This window comes from Streptomyces sp. NBC_00878 (assembly GCF_026341515.1).
Classification (GTDB): Bacteria; Actinomycetota; Actinomycetes; order Streptomycetales; family Streptomycetaceae; genus Streptomyces.
In genome coordinates this window covers 4,871,506-4,887,404 of the sequence record NZ_JAPEOK010000001.1, presented here as the reverse complement: position 1 = coordinate 4,887,404, position 15,899 = coordinate 4,871,506, and the positions used below count along the sequence as shown (strand labels likewise).

11 protein-coding genes are annotated in these 15,899 nt (G+C 67.3%); 9 read left to right on the top strand and 2 right to left on the bottom strand.

The window, feature by feature from the left end; genetic code table 11:
* The first annotated feature begins 244 nt into the window (after positions 1-244).
* The 4 genes from OHA11_RS20590 to OHA11_RS20575 are packed head-to-tail and all read left to right on the top strand — an operon-like array spanning position 245 to position 5,982.
* The gene (locus OHA11_RS20590; protein WP_323186597.1) at positions 245-1,111 is read left to right on the top strand and encodes a TnsA-like heteromeric transposase endonuclease subunit; all 867 of its coding nucleotides are present in this window, start codon (positions 245-247) and stop codon (positions 1,109-1,111) included.
* Complete coding sequence (locus tag OHA11_RS20585) at positions 1,108-3,459, top strand: transposase (RefSeq protein WP_266498438.1); 2,352 nt, start codon at positions 1,108-1,110, stop codon at positions 3,457-3,459. The genes OHA11_RS20590 and OHA11_RS20585 overlap by 4 nt, the downstream gene beginning before the upstream one ends.
* Positions 3,452-4,765 (top strand): TniB family NTP-binding protein, encoded by a 1,314-nt coding sequence (locus OHA11_RS20580; RefSeq protein ID WP_266498436.1) that lies wholly within the window; start codon positions 3,452-3,454, stop codon positions 4,763-4,765. The genes OHA11_RS20585 and OHA11_RS20580 overlap by 8 nt, the downstream gene beginning before the upstream one ends.
* A 50-nt stretch (positions 4,766-4,815) precedes the next feature.
* Positions 4,816-5,982, top strand: a complete 1,167-nt coding sequence (locus OHA11_RS20575; RefSeq protein ID WP_266498435.1) for a TniQ family protein — start codon at positions 4,816-4,818, stop codon at positions 5,980-5,982.
* A gap of 195 nt (positions 5,983-6,177) precedes the next feature.
* Here the strand turns inward: OHA11_RS20575 and OHA11_RS20570 are convergent, their stop codons facing one another.
* Entirely contained in the window at positions 6,178-7,443 is a 1,266-nt protein-coding gene (locus tag OHA11_RS20570) for an IS701 family transposase (protein WP_266493618.1), read from the bottom strand.
* 191 nt (positions 7,444-7,634) lie between these two features.
* Between OHA11_RS20570 and OHA11_RS20565 the strand changes: the two genes are divergently transcribed.
* The 5 genes from OHA11_RS20565 to OHA11_RS20545 all read left to right on the top strand — a co-directional run bounded on the left by OHA11_RS20565 (position 7,635) and on the right by OHA11_RS20545 (position 15,412).
* Positions 7,635-8,786, top strand: coding sequence for an HNH endonuclease (locus tag OHA11_RS20565; protein ID WP_266498433.1), 1,152 nt, complete (start codon positions 7,635-7,637; stop codon positions 8,784-8,786).
* On the top strand, positions 8,783-10,117 hold the full coding sequence (locus tag OHA11_RS20560; protein WP_266498432.1) for a cyclic GMP-AMP synthase DncV-like nucleotidyltransferase: 1,335 nt from the start codon (positions 8,783-8,785) through the stop codon (positions 10,115-10,117). Before OHA11_RS20565 ends, OHA11_RS20560 begins: the two co-directional genes overlap by 4 nt.
* A gap of 640 nt (positions 10,118-10,757) precedes the next feature.
* A complete protein-coding gene (locus tag OHA11_RS20555) occupies positions 10,758-12,188 on the top strand; it encodes a hypothetical protein (protein WP_266498430.1) in 1,431 nt (476 codons plus the stop codon).
* 207 nt (positions 12,189-12,395) lie between these two features.
* Positions 12,396-12,731, top strand: a complete 336-nt coding sequence (locus OHA11_RS20550; protein ID WP_266498427.1) for a trypco2 family protein — start codon at positions 12,396-12,398, stop codon at positions 12,729-12,731.
* Positions 12,732-12,736: 5 nt separating this feature from the next.
* The gene (locus OHA11_RS20545; RefSeq protein WP_266498425.1) at positions 12,737-15,412 is read left to right on the top strand and encodes a serine protease; all 2,676 of its coding nucleotides are present in this window, start codon (positions 12,737-12,739) and stop codon (positions 15,410-15,412) included.
* Positions 15,413-15,630: 218 nt separating this feature from the next.
* Here the strand turns inward: OHA11_RS20545 and OHA11_RS20540 are convergent, their stop codons facing one another.
* Positions 15,631-15,894 (bottom strand): helix-turn-helix transcriptional regulator, encoded by a 264-nt coding sequence (locus tag OHA11_RS20540; RefSeq protein WP_266498424.1) that lies wholly within the window; start codon positions 15,892-15,894, stop codon positions 15,631-15,633.
* Between the last annotated feature and the right edge of the window lie 5 nt (positions 15,895-15,899).

Below are 15,899 nucleotides of genomic sequence, written 5' to 3'. Positions count from 1 at the left end.
CTGCCCGGACATCACAGAGACAGGACACGTTTACTGGGAACGGACAGTTGGCGTCACGAGTGAGACTGAGCACGGTAGGTGTCGTGAACTCGATGCGTCGACCTGGCGCTTCTTGAGGGGCTGAGCAGGACAACTGTCGCCAGATTCGCATCCTTCTTGACGTGTCCCCTGCTCTTTGCGGGCAAGTTGTCGCCAACCCTGAAGACTGGCCGCCCACGGCGAGGTGCAGCGCTTACCTGGGGTCATGAGTGACATGCAGGCTGGCGGAGGGCCGGGGACCCGCCCGGACACGTCGCCGCATGCGGCTGGGCCCCTGTGGTCCCACCGGTGTCTGTGGACGGATCTGCTGGTGCCGGTCTCGCTGGATGCGGGCCGGGGTGACCTGGATCTGTCCGTCGGCTGGGCGGACCGGTGGACCGCGACCTGGAAGTACGCGGGGGACGAGGTGACGGGACCGGTCCGGCACCTGGGGCAGGTACCGGTGGCGGGTCGTGGGCCGATGCGAGGGTTTACCTGGCGGCGGGAGCAGAGGCACCGGCCCGGTCTGGAGTCTTTGATGGCGACCGGGCGGCTGCATGGGTTCGAGAGCCTCGAAGAGGACCAGTTCTTGGTCGCCCTGGACTTTGCCGGCGATTTGGTCGAGGTGCTGGCGCAGCCCCTGCGTATTCGGTTTCGTACGGCGGAGAAGTGGCGCAGACACACGCCCGACTTTCTCGCGGTCACGCGCGCAGGGACATGGCTGATCGATGTCCGGCCCCGGCATCTGATCGAGCCCGAAGACCTGGAGTCCTTTGCGGCGGCTGATGAAGTGGCGGTGGCCTGCGGGTGGCATTACGTGGTTGCAGCCGAGTGGCGGCCGCATGTGCGGTCCACGCTCGACGCGTTGTACGGAAAGCGCCGTCCGACGCGTGACGTGTTCGGTGTCCAGGCTGACCTGCTGGCTCAGGCCGAGGGTGGCGTGACGTTCGGGGAGTTGGCGGCCGCGCAGACGTACTGGCCGGTGGCGCGTGCCCAGCTGCTGCACTTGCTGTGGCACCGCAGGCTCGGGATCGACCTCTCGCAGCCGTTGACCGACCGGACGCGGGTGGTGCTGGCGGGAGGCGTCTCATGAACGGGGCTGCCGCGCTGGATCTCTCGCCCGGAGCAGGCGTGGTGCTCGACGATGTGGAGTGGCTGGTCGAGCGGCAGGAGGCGCATCTGGGGCGGGTCCAGCTGGTGCGGGCGGACGGTGAGCGCCAGCGGGTGAGCTTCCGCTTCCTGGTCAATCACCCGCGGTGCAGGCCGTCGTCGCGTACGGCGGCGGAGGGGGCGAACCGCGGGCGTCAGCTGGCTTCGTGGAGCGATGTGAAGCCGGAGAAGCGTCCCCTGATGGAACAGCGCTTCGCTCATCTGATGGAGATCAACTGCGGTTTCCGGAGGGGTGATCCGTTCCGTCCCGAACCGGGAGAGCCGCGTCCCGAGTACGACTCGGACCGTACGACGCTGACCGAGCGGCGGGAGGCGAAGGCCGCCGAGTTGTCGGCGTTGCGGCCCGACGAGGCGAAGCTGCTCCTGGGCGTCGCCCATGTCGGGGCGCGCACCCTTGAGCGCTGGGAGAAACGGCGCAGAAAGTACGGGATCGTGGGCTGCGCCGATCATCGGTGGCTGCGGTCGAGTGGGGGACATCCGAGTATCAGCGAGGAGGTCCGTGAGGCGATCTTCGCGGTACGGCAGGAGACGCAGCAGCACCGGTCCCGCGTGAGTGCACGGACCCGCGAGATCATGATCCGGCGCTATGTGCGGGAGACCTTCGAGGACGCAAACGAGGCCGAGGACCAGGAGGAGAACGAGGAGGGCAGCAAGGGGCGGGAGATCAAGGTCCCGAGCTATCACACGCTGCTGCGAGTGTGGAAGGAATGGTTCGGACCGGGCGGGGCCCGACCGAAGTACGAGCGCTCGGCCGAACTCCCCACCAAGAACGGGCACGTGCTCGTGACCCGCCCCGGGCAGGTCGTCGCGCTGGACACGACGATCCTGCCGGTGATGGTCCGCGAGAACGTCTTCGGAGATCCGGTCACCGTCCACTTCACCCTGGCGCTGGACGTCTACACCCACTCCATCTGCGCCTTCCGGCTCACGCTGGTGTCGGACTCCTCAGTGGATGTCGCGATGATGCTGCGCGACGTCATGCTGCCGCTGCCCATGCGCGAGGAGTGGGGTGAGGACATGGAGTGGCCTTACCCAGGGCTGCCGGCCGCCGTGGTCGCCGAGTTCGCCGGTCACAAGGTGGCCGCCCTGCCGTTCTTCAACCCCGAGACCATCACCTCCGACCACGGCTCCGTCTACCGTAACCACCATCTTGTGGACGTCCAGGAGGCGATGGGCTGCCGGATCCTGCCGGCTCGCGTCCTACGCCCCCAGGACAAGGCCGCGGTGGAACGCACTTTCGGTGGTATCCGCTCGCTGGTGTTCGAGAAGTTGCCCGGCTACACGGGAGTCGACGTCGCCGACCGCGGTGCCGACCCGGAGGGCGACGCTGTGCTGACCCTCAGCCAGATGGAAAACTTCATCGCCACCTGGGTCGTGGGTATCTGGCAGAACCGCAGGCTCGGTGAGTTCGCCCCGTGCTGGGATCCGGGTGGCGACCACAGCCCCAACACCCTGTTCGCCGCTTCCTTCGCACAGGAAGGCTTCGACCTGGACATCCCGTCACCGGAGACGTACTACCGCTTCCTGCCCAAGCACCACGTGAAGAGGATCTACCGGCGGGGTGTGAAGGTCAAAGGGCTCTGGTACGACGCGGAGTTGCTGCACCAGCCCGACCTGCAATCCGCCAGGGGCGGCCGGTACAAGAAGCAGTGGGTCATCCACCGCGAACCGCGGGACCGGCGGATGGTGTTCTTCCATGATCCCGATACGCACGAGTGGCATGAGCTGCGCTGGACGGGCCTGCCTCCGGAGGGCGAGATGCCGGCCTTCGGGGACGCACGGGTCGAGGAACTCCTCACGCGCGTACGGGAAGCGGGGCTGAAGCCGCGCTCCGACAGTGACCTCGTCCCGGTCCTCCTGGAGATGCTGGGCGCGGTCGACCCGGTCGCGAACTGGCCGTCCCAGCTGACCAAGTCCCAGCGCACCCAGCACGCACGGGAAATCACCCAAGCTCGGGCGGCGGCCGCGGACCGGCCGAAGCCGTCGCAGGCGACGGACGCACCTCCACGTCTGGCCGCTGTCGGTGCGCGTGAAACGGAACCGCCGTGGCGGGAGAGGGCGCGGGAGGCCACCGAGAGCCTGGATGCCCACCGGCGCAGGAGGCGCGAGGCGGCCGGGCCACGAAAGCTGTCGGAGTCGGCCCCGCTGGGTTCCAGCCGTCGTGGCCGCAACCTCTTCGTCATCGCGGACGACGACACCCCACCCGACGCACCAGCCACAGACCAGCAAAGCCTGGATGCGCAAGCGACGGACGAGGAGCGAGATGAGTGACCACACCTGGGAGGAGACGGAGAAGCCCGTACCGTTCCTGCGCCTCGGGCCCCGACCGGACCGAACGACCCATGAGGGTTGGCAGGAGTTCCGCAGGACCCGCGAACTGTTCGTGCCGGTCAAGAAGATCTCCGTGGCCGAATACAGGCTGATGAGCCCGCGCAAGAAGTCGTTGTACGACCTGCACCGGGCCGCCACGCACGTCAACATGCGGATGGAGGAGACCCCGATGAGCGCGGTGGTCACCACGCTCATGCGCGCCCGGATCCAGAACAATGCGATGCGCATCGGTCCGAGCACCCTCGACGGACTGATGATCAACGGCGGCGGCTACCAAGGCAAGACCGAGACCGCCTGCCGAACCGCCGTCGAATTCGAGGACACCGTGCGCCTCCTGTTCGAGCAGAACCGCGCCTACTACTTCGACCCGATGCCCGGCACTCGGGACATCATCGCGCCGGTCGCCTACTGCCAGACCCCGGTCAAGGCCACCCCGATCGGCCTGTGCGAGGCGATCCTCGACTACTACGGCGCCCCCTACGGAAAGAACCTGCGCGGCATGATCCGCAACGTCCGCGCATCGATCAAGGCGCACGCCACCACCGTCCTGATCGTCGACGACATCACCCGTCTGAAAATGCACAGGGAGGACGACCAGGACACCCTCGACCTCATCCGGGGCCTGATGGACCTGGACGTCACGCTCGTCCTCATCGGCGTCAACATCCCCCGCTCCGGCCTGCTGAGGGAAGGCTGGCACGACCCGCGCACCAAGCAGTGGGTCTACGAGCCGCTGAAGAAGGGCAAGAGCTACAACCCCGACGCCTCCACCCAGACCGAACGCCGCTTCGACCTGGTCAACCTCGACCCGTTCGACTTCACCACGGACGCCGGGACCGCAGCATTCGTCGATCACCTCGAAGCCACGGAGAACCAGATCCGGCTTTTCAACGCCGGACCGGGCACGCTGTCTGAAGGGGCGATGCCCGAGTACCTCCGCCGCCGGACCCACGGCATCGTCGGCCTCCTACGGCGGCTGATCGAGGACGGACTAACCAAGGCCATGGAGAGCGGTCTGGAGGACCTGACCACCAGCCTCCTCGACGAGATCACCATCAACCTGGGCAACATCCCCGGCCAGTACGGCGTACGGGACGCCGAATCCGGTGAGATCCCCGACGTTCACACTTCCCCGGAACCGGAGCAGGGGCCGGAGCGGAAGGTGGAGACGAAGAGCGTGAAGCCCCGGAAGAGGCGGAACACGGTCTTGGACGACCGCGGCACTCCTCCGGCGGCCGAGGCATGACCCCACGACCCCTGCCCCGTACTCTCGCGCCCCTCGAGGACGAATCGCTCGTGGGACTGATTCTGCGCCTGGCCCAGCACACGGGGAGTTCACCCGCGGTCATCGCCACGCGCATGGGCCTCACGGACAGGGTGGGAATCCATGTGCCGGCGGGATCGATTCTTGCCCTCCCTCCGCAACGGCTCGCCGAAGCTGCGCATGTGGCGGGCCTGTCGCTATCCGAGATGGAGAACCTCTTGCTGGCTCCCCTCGGCGAGCGCTATGGACCACTGAGCCAAGCGCACGCTCCGTGGTACGGGCCTCAACTCCTCACTAACCCCCGGCGATGGGTCAACCTGCGTAGCACGCAGTTCTGCGAGCGCTGCTTGGCCGGAAAGGACAACCCTCTAGGTGCCGAACTCGGTGGCTCGTGGAAGAGGCACTGGCACCTGCCGGTGGTCTTCGTCTGCGTCGAGCACCGCCGCACGCTCCGACGCTGCTGCCCCTCCTGTGGGCGTCCCGCCCACGCCACCCGGCAGGGACTCATCGCTCATGCCACCTATGAAGGATTGCACCCCATCCAGTGTCGCGCACCGTCCATCTTCCAGACCGACTTCAGGGAAAGGGCTGTGTGCGGCGCTTACATGACCGACAGATCGCGCGGCCGCATCGTGGCGAAGGACCGTGCGACACGAGAGGAGAGCATCGGTGTCCAGAGGCGTATTGATGCACTGCTTTCTCCCGACGGTCCGGCCGAGACCCTGAGCTGTGGGGAACTTGTCTCTGTGGCGCAGTACTTCATGGACCTGCGGGCCGTCACCGCGTTGATCTACGCGTCCTGGCCTCAGGCGCGCCCTCTGGCGGCAACGGAGGTGCTGGCCAGGGCCATTGAGCGCGACGCTGCAGGTCGCCACCGAAGTTCCCGGGGCCTTCGCAGTCGGGTCATGGGAGCTCCGGCCCGCGACTACTTCCTCGCGCCTCCCGCCACGGCACTCGCGACCGGTGCCATTCTGGGGATCGCGGACCGACTCCTCAGAGCGACGGACAGCTCTGAGGAACGAACCGAGCTCGTTGCCCTCTACCGGCGTGAAGTCGAGGAATGCCACGCGCTCGGCTCCAGGCACGTGAAAGATCTCGGGGTATCCCCACCCCTGAGCCGTATTCTCGGCCTGGCTCCGCGGCCGCGCAGGGCTGCTACCCGCGGCGCTTCGCAGACGCCGGCAGCGGAAGCGGGGTGAGAATGACGTGCGACGTGCGTCCCCTGCCCCGCAGCCTTGATCCGCTACCCGACGAGGCCCTTACCGGATTCGTACTGCGCCTAGTAGGGCTTGGTCAGATTCGTATCGGTGTGGGCATGTTGCGGTGGCAGGTGGGGCAGGCACCGGTCCAGAGGGCGAGGAGTGTCTGTAGCTCGCGGACGACTTGGTAGAGGCTCAGGCCGGTGCTGGGTCTTTTGGGGCCCGGGCCAGTCGTTGCAGGGTGCAGAAGGCGTGCGCGACGGAGACGAGGGTGACGTGGTGGTGCCAGCCGCCCCAGGTCCGGCCCTCGAAGTGGGCAAGTCCCAGGGCCTGCTTCATCTCCCGGTAGTCGTGCTCGATGCGCCAGCGGAGTTTGGCGAGGCGGACCAGCGTGGTCAGAGGCATGCCGGAGGGCAGGTCGGACAGCCAGAACTGCACCGGCTCGTTCTCACCGGCGGGCCATTCGGCCAGCAGCCAGCACACGGGCAGTTCCGGGCCGTCGGTGGCCTGGCGGACCTCGCGTCCGGCAGGCCGGATGCGCAAGGCCACGAAGCGGGAGTACATCCGCTTACGGCCAAAGCGGCCGGTGCCGGGCCGGGAGCCCTCTCGCCACTGCACCGGCCGGGCAGCCTTCCGGCCCGCCGCGATGACCAGCTCCTTCACCGACCGCGGCTTGTCGGGATACTTGGCCAGCGGCGGGCGTCCCGTCCCGCAGTACGGCCCGGCCACCGGCACCGCGTCGGCGGGCTGGGCCGACAGTGTGGTGGAGATCCCCACCACGTAGTTCAGGCCGCGGGCCTGCAGTCCGTGCCGGAACGCGGCAGCGTCGCCGTATCCGGCGTCCGCGACGGCCAGCGGCACCTCGATCCCCCACGAGCGGGTCTCGTCGAGCATGTCCAGGGCCAGCTGCCACTTCTCCACATGCCCGACATCGTCCGGGATGCCGCAGGCGGTGCGGCGGGCGACCTTGTCCGCATCGGCCTCCGGTGAGGCGGGATCCCATGTCCGGGGCAGGAACAGCCGCCAGTTGACCGCCGCCGAGGCGTGGTCGGACGCGAGGTGGAGTGAGACGCCGACCTGGCAGTTGGTGACCTTGCCCGCGGTGCCGGTGTACTGCCGCGACACGCATGCCGAGGCCATCCCGTCCTTGAGGAACCCGGTGTCGTCGAAGATGAGGGCCTTGGGCCCGATCGTCTCCTCCATCCGCCAGGCGAGCTGGGCCCGGATGTGCGCCGGGTCCCAGGGGCTGGTGGTGATGAAGTTGGCCAGTGCCTGACGATTGCCGTCCTCCCCGAGCCGGGCGGCCATCGGCTCGACCGACTTACGCTGCCCGTCGGTCAGCAGCCCCCGCACATAAACCTGCCCCCACCGGCGCTGATCCTTGCGCGCGAACGGCTCGAACACCTCCGCCGCGAACGTCTCCAACTCACCACGCACCACAGCAATCTCGTCCGGAGTCACACACTCTCAACGCCACACCGGGCCCGCAGGACACGCACCACAACAACCGACCTGACCAAGCCCTACTAGTGACAAGCATGTCCTCACAGCCGTTCCGGCTGTCCTGTGCCGAGGGCCACCGACTGTCAGTGGCGCGTGCTTCTCTGTATGCACTTCCGTCTTCGATGGGAAGATGCGCGAGAAGAGGGCATATGGCCATCTCTGACACAGAACGCTTGAAGGCTTGGGTCCGAGCCGGGGGACGGTGCGAGTTCTGCGGCAACTACCTGCTCGAAGGCAAGCTCACCTACAAGGACTTCACCCTCGGGGAACTGGCCCACATCGTGGGCCGTGACGTAGCACCTGGCTCTCCACGGGGCATGGACCCGCTCCCGGAAGACAAGCGCGACCTCGCTGACAACCTGATGCTTCTGTGTCGAGGTGAGCACAACGAGATCGACCGCAAGGGGTCACTCAACCTCATGACGGTGGAGCGCTTGCGGACGATCAAGCGCAAGCGCGAGGCATGGATTCGACGCATGACTGGCCTCAGCCCCCAAAACGGAACCGCGGTGATCCGGTTGATCGGGCCGGTGCGGGGCTACGAAGTTGAGCTGACCAAGCCGACGGCCGCCGAGGCGGTGATCCGCTCAGAAGGGCGGTTCCCCGATTTCCCATTGAGCCTGCACGGCGACGGCTTCGAGATCGACCTCCGTAACGTGATCGGAGAGGAGGAGTCCGAGTCGGCCTACTGGGAACAGTGCAAGCGGCACATCGATCGGATTCTTGAACGTCGGCTCGCCGAAGCACTGCGCGAGGACACCGTGCAACACGTCAGCGCCTTCGGCTTCGCGCGTCTGCCGTTGCTCGTCTACTTCGGCTCGCGCCTCGACGACACCTTTGCCGTCACTATCTACCAACGGCACCGCAGTACAGAAGCCTGGAACTGGCCCGACAACCCGGCGCCCAGCACGAGCTTCACCACCACCTCACCGCAGAACCCCCCGCAGGACGCCGAGGAGGGAGTCCTGGTACTCAACATCTCCGGCTCAATCCAGGCTGACGAACTTCCCGAGAATCTCCGGGAACTACCACGCTGGGTGATCAACCCTGCTGGCACGGTGCCCTCCGTCGATGTAATCGACTCACTGGAAACGCTGAGCGAATTCACAAACTCGCTGCGCTCAATGCTCTCCAGCATGGAAGCCCAGCACAAGCACATGCGAATCCTGCACGTTCTAGCCGCAGCCCCGGTTTCGGCAGCCGTGGCGTTGGGACGGGTTCACGACTCTCATGTGCACCCGAAGATGGCCATCTACGACCGAACCGACGGGCGCTACACAGTCGCGCTGGAGATTTCATGAAACTGCTGGCTTACTTCAGCGCATTCCTTACGGACACTGTAAATCTCAACCAGACACGCCTAGATAAACTCGACGATCGCGTGGCCGCAATTACATCAACTCTGAAGGCTGACAGTCAAATCGGCAGCCTCTACAGGACGCACATTCCGCAGGGGTCCTGGGCTCACCGCACAATCATCAGGCCATTCAACAATCACGAGTTTGACGCAGACTTCCTCCTACATCTGGATGAGGTGGAGGACTGGAAGCCAAAAGACTACTTGCGGGAGGTCCGGGCTGCGTTCAAGCGATCCGCCACCTACAAGTCGAAGGTAACCAAGAAGAACCGGTGCTGCCGCATCGTCTACGCGGGTGACTGCCACGTCGACGTGGTGCCCTACATCACTCTGGCGGACGGCCGCGAGGTTATCGTCAACTACGCCGAGAATGATTTCGAAGATACCAACCCTCAGGGATTTACGGACTGGATGAAGGAGAAGGATAGTCTGGCCAACGGCCAACTGCGGCGCGTCATCAGGCTGATGAAATATGTACGAGACTACAAGCAGACCTTCAGCGTACCGTCCGTAATTCTCACGACTCTGCTTGGCGAACGAATCCAAACCTGGCACGAAGCTACGCGCTACAGCGACACTCCCACAGCTCTAAAGGTAATTCTGGCCGATCTGAGCGCTTGGCTAGACCTGTACCCGCTCATGCCGACCCTCGCCGACCCAAGCTGTCCGGAGACAACGTTCAACCACCGCTGGAACCAGGAGCAATACGAGAACTTCCGAAAGAAGATCAAGCTGTATAGCTCATGGGTAACCGAGGCCTATGATGAGGAGGGCAAAGCGCTGAGCCTTGCAGCATGGCAGCGCGTCTTTGGCGACTCGTTCCAGCAACCGAGCTCGGTTCAGAAGTCTCTGACGGCATCCTCGGATATTCAACCGACCCGCGAAGCTCGTGCCCCGCACGAGCAGTACATCGAAGAGTTTGGCTTCAGCTGGCGAGGAGGGTACAAAGTACGGATCAACGCTCAGGTTCTCCCGAAGAGTGGTTTTCGGAACGGCCCCCTACGCCGTCTCCGTCGAGTGAGCGTCCTTCAGAGCCTGCGCTTCACAATCACCACCGATGTTCCAGAGCCGTACGACCTCTATTGGAAGGTCAGGAATCGCGGCCCCGAAGCCGCTGCGCGCGATCAACTCCGAGGCGCGATCGTTCTCGATGAGGACCGAAGCAGAACCCGCGAGGAGTCAACATCTTGGAAAGGACAACACTATGTGGAGGTCTACATCGTTAAAAACGGCCGTGTCCTAGCCACTGATCACCACGACGTCATCATCAGCTGAGCCCAGGATAAGGTGACTCTTCGTGGTCGTAGCGCCGGGCAGAGTTGAGCGAGAACCTCGCGCTGGGCCCCATTCGTCCTTCCTACTGTGCGGCTGCGGCTTTCGGACCGAGCCCGATTCCCAATCGCGCCTTCGTGTCCGAACGCGGGGCTGGTGAGGGTCAGTGTGTCCGGCGCGGCCAGGTGCGGTGTGTTCCACGCGAGGCGCGCTTGCCCGGCCCGTCGCTTCTTCAGCAAGGCTCCCAGGACTTTCAACTCTGCTCCGACGATGAGTCAGCAGGCTCGGTGCTTTGATGCCCTGTCACGCGGGGTCTGCGTGCGTGCAGGACGAAGGCGGGGGGTGTTGCGCCAGACGGTCCGGCTGGGCACGACCTCCTCTAAGCGGTCGGCCAGTAGTCCGCGGAACCGGCTGGCGGGGGTCAGGGGTACGGCGTGGAGGTAGGTGAACGCGGTGAAGGCGCCCGCCGGGCCCAGCACTGCGGCTGTCGCGTCCATCAGCAGGCATCGGGTTTGCGCCCCCACCGGAGCCGCCGAACACACAGCCCGGAAGGGAACGTTCGTACGCGACGCGTGACCCGTGCGTGGGACGTGCGGGATGCGTGCGCCTGCGCGCCCGCGGGGTGGCTGGCAGGTTGCGGCGCATGCCTACCCGACTGAGTGACGCAGCTTTCGACGAGCAGACGTGGTCCTCGGGGCCGGTGCGCCGGGCCCTGTGGAACGTGACCTCGTCGGACATCGCGACGATCGCGTGCCCGACCTGCGGGGCGTCGCAGTACGCCCCCTGCCGGACCTTGCGGGACCGTCCGACCACGGCGCTGCACCGTGGCCGCACCCTCCGCTATCTCAACGTCCGCTTCGCCCTCGACCTGCGCGAACCCCATCACCGCAGCGTGCAGCGACGCAGCGGCCTCGGCCTTGACGCGGCGGGCCTGCGCGCCGTGCGGATGCCGCACCCGCAGCCGTGGCGACTGCCCCTGCCCCAACTGTCGGACTTGATCAGCGTCAGCTTCCTCGACCTGGCCAAAGTGGTGACCGCGCAGGCGTGCGGGGTGCGCCGCACGGGTCTCGACGAGCTGCTGTACGGCCCGGACCGTATCGAGCACAGCATCGACGCCCTCACCTACGCGCTGTACGACCGGCAGATCAGACGCGAGATCCGGATCCTGTCCGGCCAGTGTGATGAGACGGCCCGGAATCTCAAGGCTCAGCAGCAGGCGGTATGGCAGCAGTTGCGGGAAGCGGAGCGGCGCTTGAAGGCCCAGCGCGTCGAGGAGCTCACCACCGCGGGAGTGCTCCCGTTCCCGCCCGCCACCGATGACTCCCGGCGCGTGGCACGCGCCTGGCTGGGCCGCTACCTCAGCGCCGAGAAGGACGCCCTGGTCCTGGAGTTCGCGACCGCGGCAGGGGTGCCCGCCGCGGCAGCCGCACCGATCCGCTGCATTCAGGAGAAGATCACCCGCTGCATCGACAACGGGTGGCTCATCGCACCGCTCAACGACGCCGTCCGCTCCGTCCTCGCACTCGACGAGTCGGCGTTTCGAAAGCGGCTGCTCACCGACGCCGGCCGCCAGGACGAACGCGATGACGTGCTGTGTCATCCCCTGGTACTCAACCGCTGGCGCGATCAGCTCAACGAGAGCTTGCGTGCCGTCGCCCCGGGCGCGGACAACCCACACACCAAGCATCTGACCGATCTGACCCGCACGCCGACTCCCCGCACCACCGCGCAGCTGAAGCAACTCCAGGCCCGGCGGCGGCTGTTCGCGGCGCTGCTGCAGCGCCGCGCCGAGGCCGTACGTCTGATCACCACGCTCAACGATGGGCTGTCCATCGCCGAGCGCGGCGATCCCAGCCATGCACTGCTGAAGCAAGCCGGCGACCAGGCCTACGACGAGCTCGTACGCCGCCACCCGGATCTCTACCAGCGTATCCGTGCGCACCTGGCAGGGTTCGAGACGCGCTATGGGCGCCTGCAGACCCCCGGCTCGCGCACCCGGCTGCGCGAGCAGATCTTCGAGGAACTCGACCGCGCGGCGGTGCGGACGCCGGCCGGTGTGACCGTGCGGCGGTGAGCTGACGCGATGCCGCGCGGGTAGCCGCATCGCGGCCCGGTCCCCGCTCCTGTGGCCCGCCGCGGCCGACGGAGCTCGGGCCGGGCAGGATTCGGGGCCGCGGCGGTATCGCGTCGTTGGTGGGCGGGTATTCGGCTGGCGGCGCACTTCCGCAGCACCTTCTGCGGGGGCACACTGGCGCAGCACGTCAACGATCAAGGGGGATATATGGAGTTGGAGCCGGCTGAGCTGTCGGATGCGATCAAAGCGGTGCGCGACGGGCTGGCCGCAGCCCAGCGTGATGGGGCGGGCTCGCCGATCCGGTTCACCGTCAAGGACGTCGTCCTCGACCTGGGGATCGAACTGCGGCACACCGCGTCGGCGGGCGGAGGTGTGAAGGCGTTCGTCGTCTCCGCTGACGCGAAAGGGGAGCGGTCACGGACCGCCACCCACCGCATGACGGTCACCCTCAGCGTCGCCCCCGACGCGGACGGAAACGACCTTGAGATCGGGGACACGGCGGGTGGCCGCGGCGGGTCCCTGGCCGGACTGGGCCTGGACTAGCGGCCATGCCGATGATCGGGGGATCGGAACGGCGCACCGTAGAAGTACAAGGCACAAGCAGCGGCGAGGAATCCTACGGCACCGGCTACCTCATCGCCCCCGGCTTGATCCTGACCGCCTTGCACGTCGCCCAGCCCACGCCCCGCGACGTGGCGGTCCGGGACCTGCAGAACACCAAGTTCACCCCAGCCCGCGTGGTGTGGAGCGATCCTCGCCTTGATGCGGCGCTGTTGGAGGCGGACCGTGATGCCGTCGGCGCGGGGATGACCACAGTGCGGTTCGGCGAGCTGGTGTGCAGCGATCCCGGCCATCGCCCGCAGTGCACCATGTCGGGCTTTCCCAAGGCCATGCGCCGCAAAGCCGGTGCGGATCCGGAGCGTTTCGTCGACGACCTGAAAACGGTGGACGGAACGATCGCACCGCACACCGGTTCACGCTCGATGCTGTACGGGTTCGAGGTGTTGGGGGCGCTGCCCCGCTTCTACGAGAACTGGAAGGGACTGTCCGGGGCGGGGGTCACCTGCCAGGGGCTGCTGGTCGGGCTGGTGCGCACGGTCGACAAGCAGTGGGATCGCAGTCTGATGGCCCTGCCAGCCTCCCAGCTGATGGCAGCCGACGGCTTCTGCCGCGCCGTGGCAAAGCACACGGGCCTGCTGCCCCAGCTGCAGGCGGCCGACCTGCAACCCCTACTGCACGGCCCGCCCGAACCGGTGCTGTCCTCCTCCTACTTGCTCGATCCGCATGCGCGCACCGTCGCCCTCACTGGCATGTCCCACCTGATCGACGAGATCGTGACCTGGTGCCGTACGGCACACCGGGTGGACGTCGCCGCGCTGACCGGGTTGGGCGGCACCGGCAAAACCCGCCTGCTCGCCGAGGTGTTGCAGCGCCTGGCCGTCCCGCTTCCCCAGGACGCGGACCGGCGTCCATGGAGCGGCGGCTTCCTCACCGACCGACCGCCCCACGCCGGTTACGGCCTGCTCGCCTCCTCCCGCTACCCGCTGCTGGTGATCGTGGACCTGGCCGAGAGCCGGGATGGTCAACTCGCCGACCTGATGGCGGCCCTGGCCTCACAGCACGACGGCCACACGGTGCGCGTCCTGCTCCTGGCCCGCCGCCGGGACGGCTGGTGGCCGTCCAAACAGCGCGAACTGCGCGCCCTGCACGCGGGCCCCGTCGCCCACACCTTCGCCGTCACCCCCGACGACGCCTACGGTGGCCAGCCCGGCACGGACATCTACCGATGCGCCAAGACGGCCTTCGCGCACCGGATCGAACAGCTCCGCCTCGCCGGACACGCGGACGAGAGCTGGCGCGAGGGCGCTCTCGCGGATGCGCCGGCCGCGTACGGCGCCCGCATCGCGAACTCGGGGCCGCATCCGGTCATCTACCACCACATCGCGGCCCTCGCCGACGTCCTGGTCCACGCCAACCCGGACTTCGCCGACCGTGACCATCCCATGGACGTGCTCCTGGCACATGAGGAGAACTACGTCCGCAAGATCGCCGAGGCCCGTCTTCCGCAGGGTGCGGTGGACACCAAGCTGATCCGCAGTCTGATCACCGCCCAGTTCCTCGCCGGGGCGGCCACCATCCGCGACGGGCAGGCCGTTATCCGCGCCGGGTACGACTCCCATCACAGCGGCTACGGCCCCTCGGCTCCGCCCGACCAGCGAGTCCTCGCCGCGCTGGATGACATCCTCACCGCGGCCTACCCCAGCACCGACGGCGCCCACTGGGGCGCGGTCGGCGAGCCGCTGGCCGCAGCCCTGCTCACCGAGGTCGAGACCGACAGCGGGCACGAATTCGTCGAGCAGTTCCTGCAGCACGAAACCCTCAAGCCCGCGCAGCGCACCCAGACCCTCCACGTTGTCGCCCGTGTCAGCGCGGAGGATCCCGCGCTTGCCGAGGGCGCCCACCGGGCCGTGGCCGCGGCCCCCGACGAGCTGCTGCCCCTGGCCGTCCAGGCCGCCGCCGAGCTGGATACCGACGATGCCGCCCACTGGCTGAACGGAACCCGGCAGGCGGTCAGCGTCCGCGCAGCTCAGCCTGGCGCGGACACCGCCGTCTACGAGCGGGCGGCCGACCTGGTGCAGCGGGCCGAGGACTGCGTGGCCGCCGGGACCAGCCTCACCACCCTCCTCGACCACACGGGCACCGGGGAAGGCGAGCCGTCGGGCGGCAGCTGGTCACCAACCAGCCGCGCACCCGCAGGGCGCCGCGACTACGTCCTGGTCAAGCAGGTCGTGAAGTGGCACGTCCGGCTGCTGCTCACCACGGTCAGCATGGTCTACCTGCTGGCCATCACCGCCTCCACGGTCGGCGTCGCCTACTCCAACGGGCTGGGAGAAGGGTGGGCTGGCTGGCTCTACATCCCGGCACACGTCGGCTTCAGCATGACCTTTGCCGCGTACTGGGGCAGCGGCCGGCTGGACTGGACGGCCGGGGCGACTTGGATCGGTCCGCCACTCGTCGTGCTCATGGACGTGTGCATGGGCGCGCTGTTCCATGACGCCTGGCCTCTGCCGGCCTACTTCCCTCCAGCGTGGCTGGTGTGGCTCATGTTCTGCGTCCCGGGTCTGGCGTGCCTCCTCTTCACCTGGCGCATCTGGTTCGGCCAGCTCCAGCCCCTGACGCCCGCGCAAGGCGACACTCCCTCGCTCCGCAATGTGCCCTGGTAGTGGCCTCCCGGCGTATCCGGCTGCGGTACCACGTGCCGCACTGCCAGGCGGTCGGGTGGGAGCCGCCTGACGGCACGCCATGCCGGGCGCGCACACGTGCCCACCGACGGGCTGCGCCATCTTGCCTCTGCGCAGTGACAGGAAAGGATCAGATACTCGAATTGGGCACGAGCGCCCGAACGCCGCGTCCCCTTCGGGTGGGCCTTGCCTCCCTCAGGTCAGCGCTCGGATCCCGGAGGCTCGTGCCCCGTACACAGGGGATCCAGGAGCTCGCCCAGCGGAATACCGAAGGCGTGGGCGAGGGCGTGCCAGGTACCGAGTGATCCGATGGTGCGGCCCTGTTCGACCTCGATGAGGGTGCGGCGCGACAGGCCGCTGCGGGCGGCGAGCTCGTCATAGCTCCAGCCCCGCTCGGCACGGTGCCGGGCGAGGGCCTGCCGGAGCGCCGTCGGGTCGGGGTCCGGCGGCGGAAAGATCGTCACCTCAC

Coding starts and splice junctions, on each gene's coding strand:
- OHA11_RS20550 (WP_266498427.1), top strand. CDS start 12,396: ATGGAGTTGGAGCCGGCTGAGCTGTCGGATGCGATCAAAGCGGTGCGC.
- OHA11_RS20545 (WP_266498425.1), top strand. CDS start 12,737: ATGCCGATGATCGGGGGATCGGAACGGCGCACCGTAGAAGTACAAGGC.
- OHA11_RS20580 (WP_266498436.1), top strand. CDS start 3,452: ATGAGTGACCACACCTGGGAGGAGACGGAGAAGCCCGTACCGTTCCTG.
- OHA11_RS20560 (WP_266498432.1), top strand. CDS start 8,783: ATGAAACTGCTGGCTTACTTCAGCGCATTCCTTACGGACACTGTAAAT.
- OHA11_RS20585 (WP_266498438.1), top strand. CDS start 1,108: ATGAACGGGGCTGCCGCGCTGGATCTCTCGCCCGGAGCAGGCGTGGTG.
- OHA11_RS20590 (WP_323186597.1), top strand. CDS start 245: ATGAGTGACATGCAGGCTGGCGGAGGGCCGGGGACCCGCCCGGACACG.
- OHA11_RS20555 (WP_266498430.1), top strand. CDS start 10,758: ATGCCTACCCGACTGAGTGACGCAGCTTTCGACGAGCAGACGTGGTCC.
- OHA11_RS20565 (WP_266498433.1), top strand. CDS start 7,635: ATGGCCATCTCTGACACAGAACGCTTGAAGGCTTGGGTCCGAGCCGGG.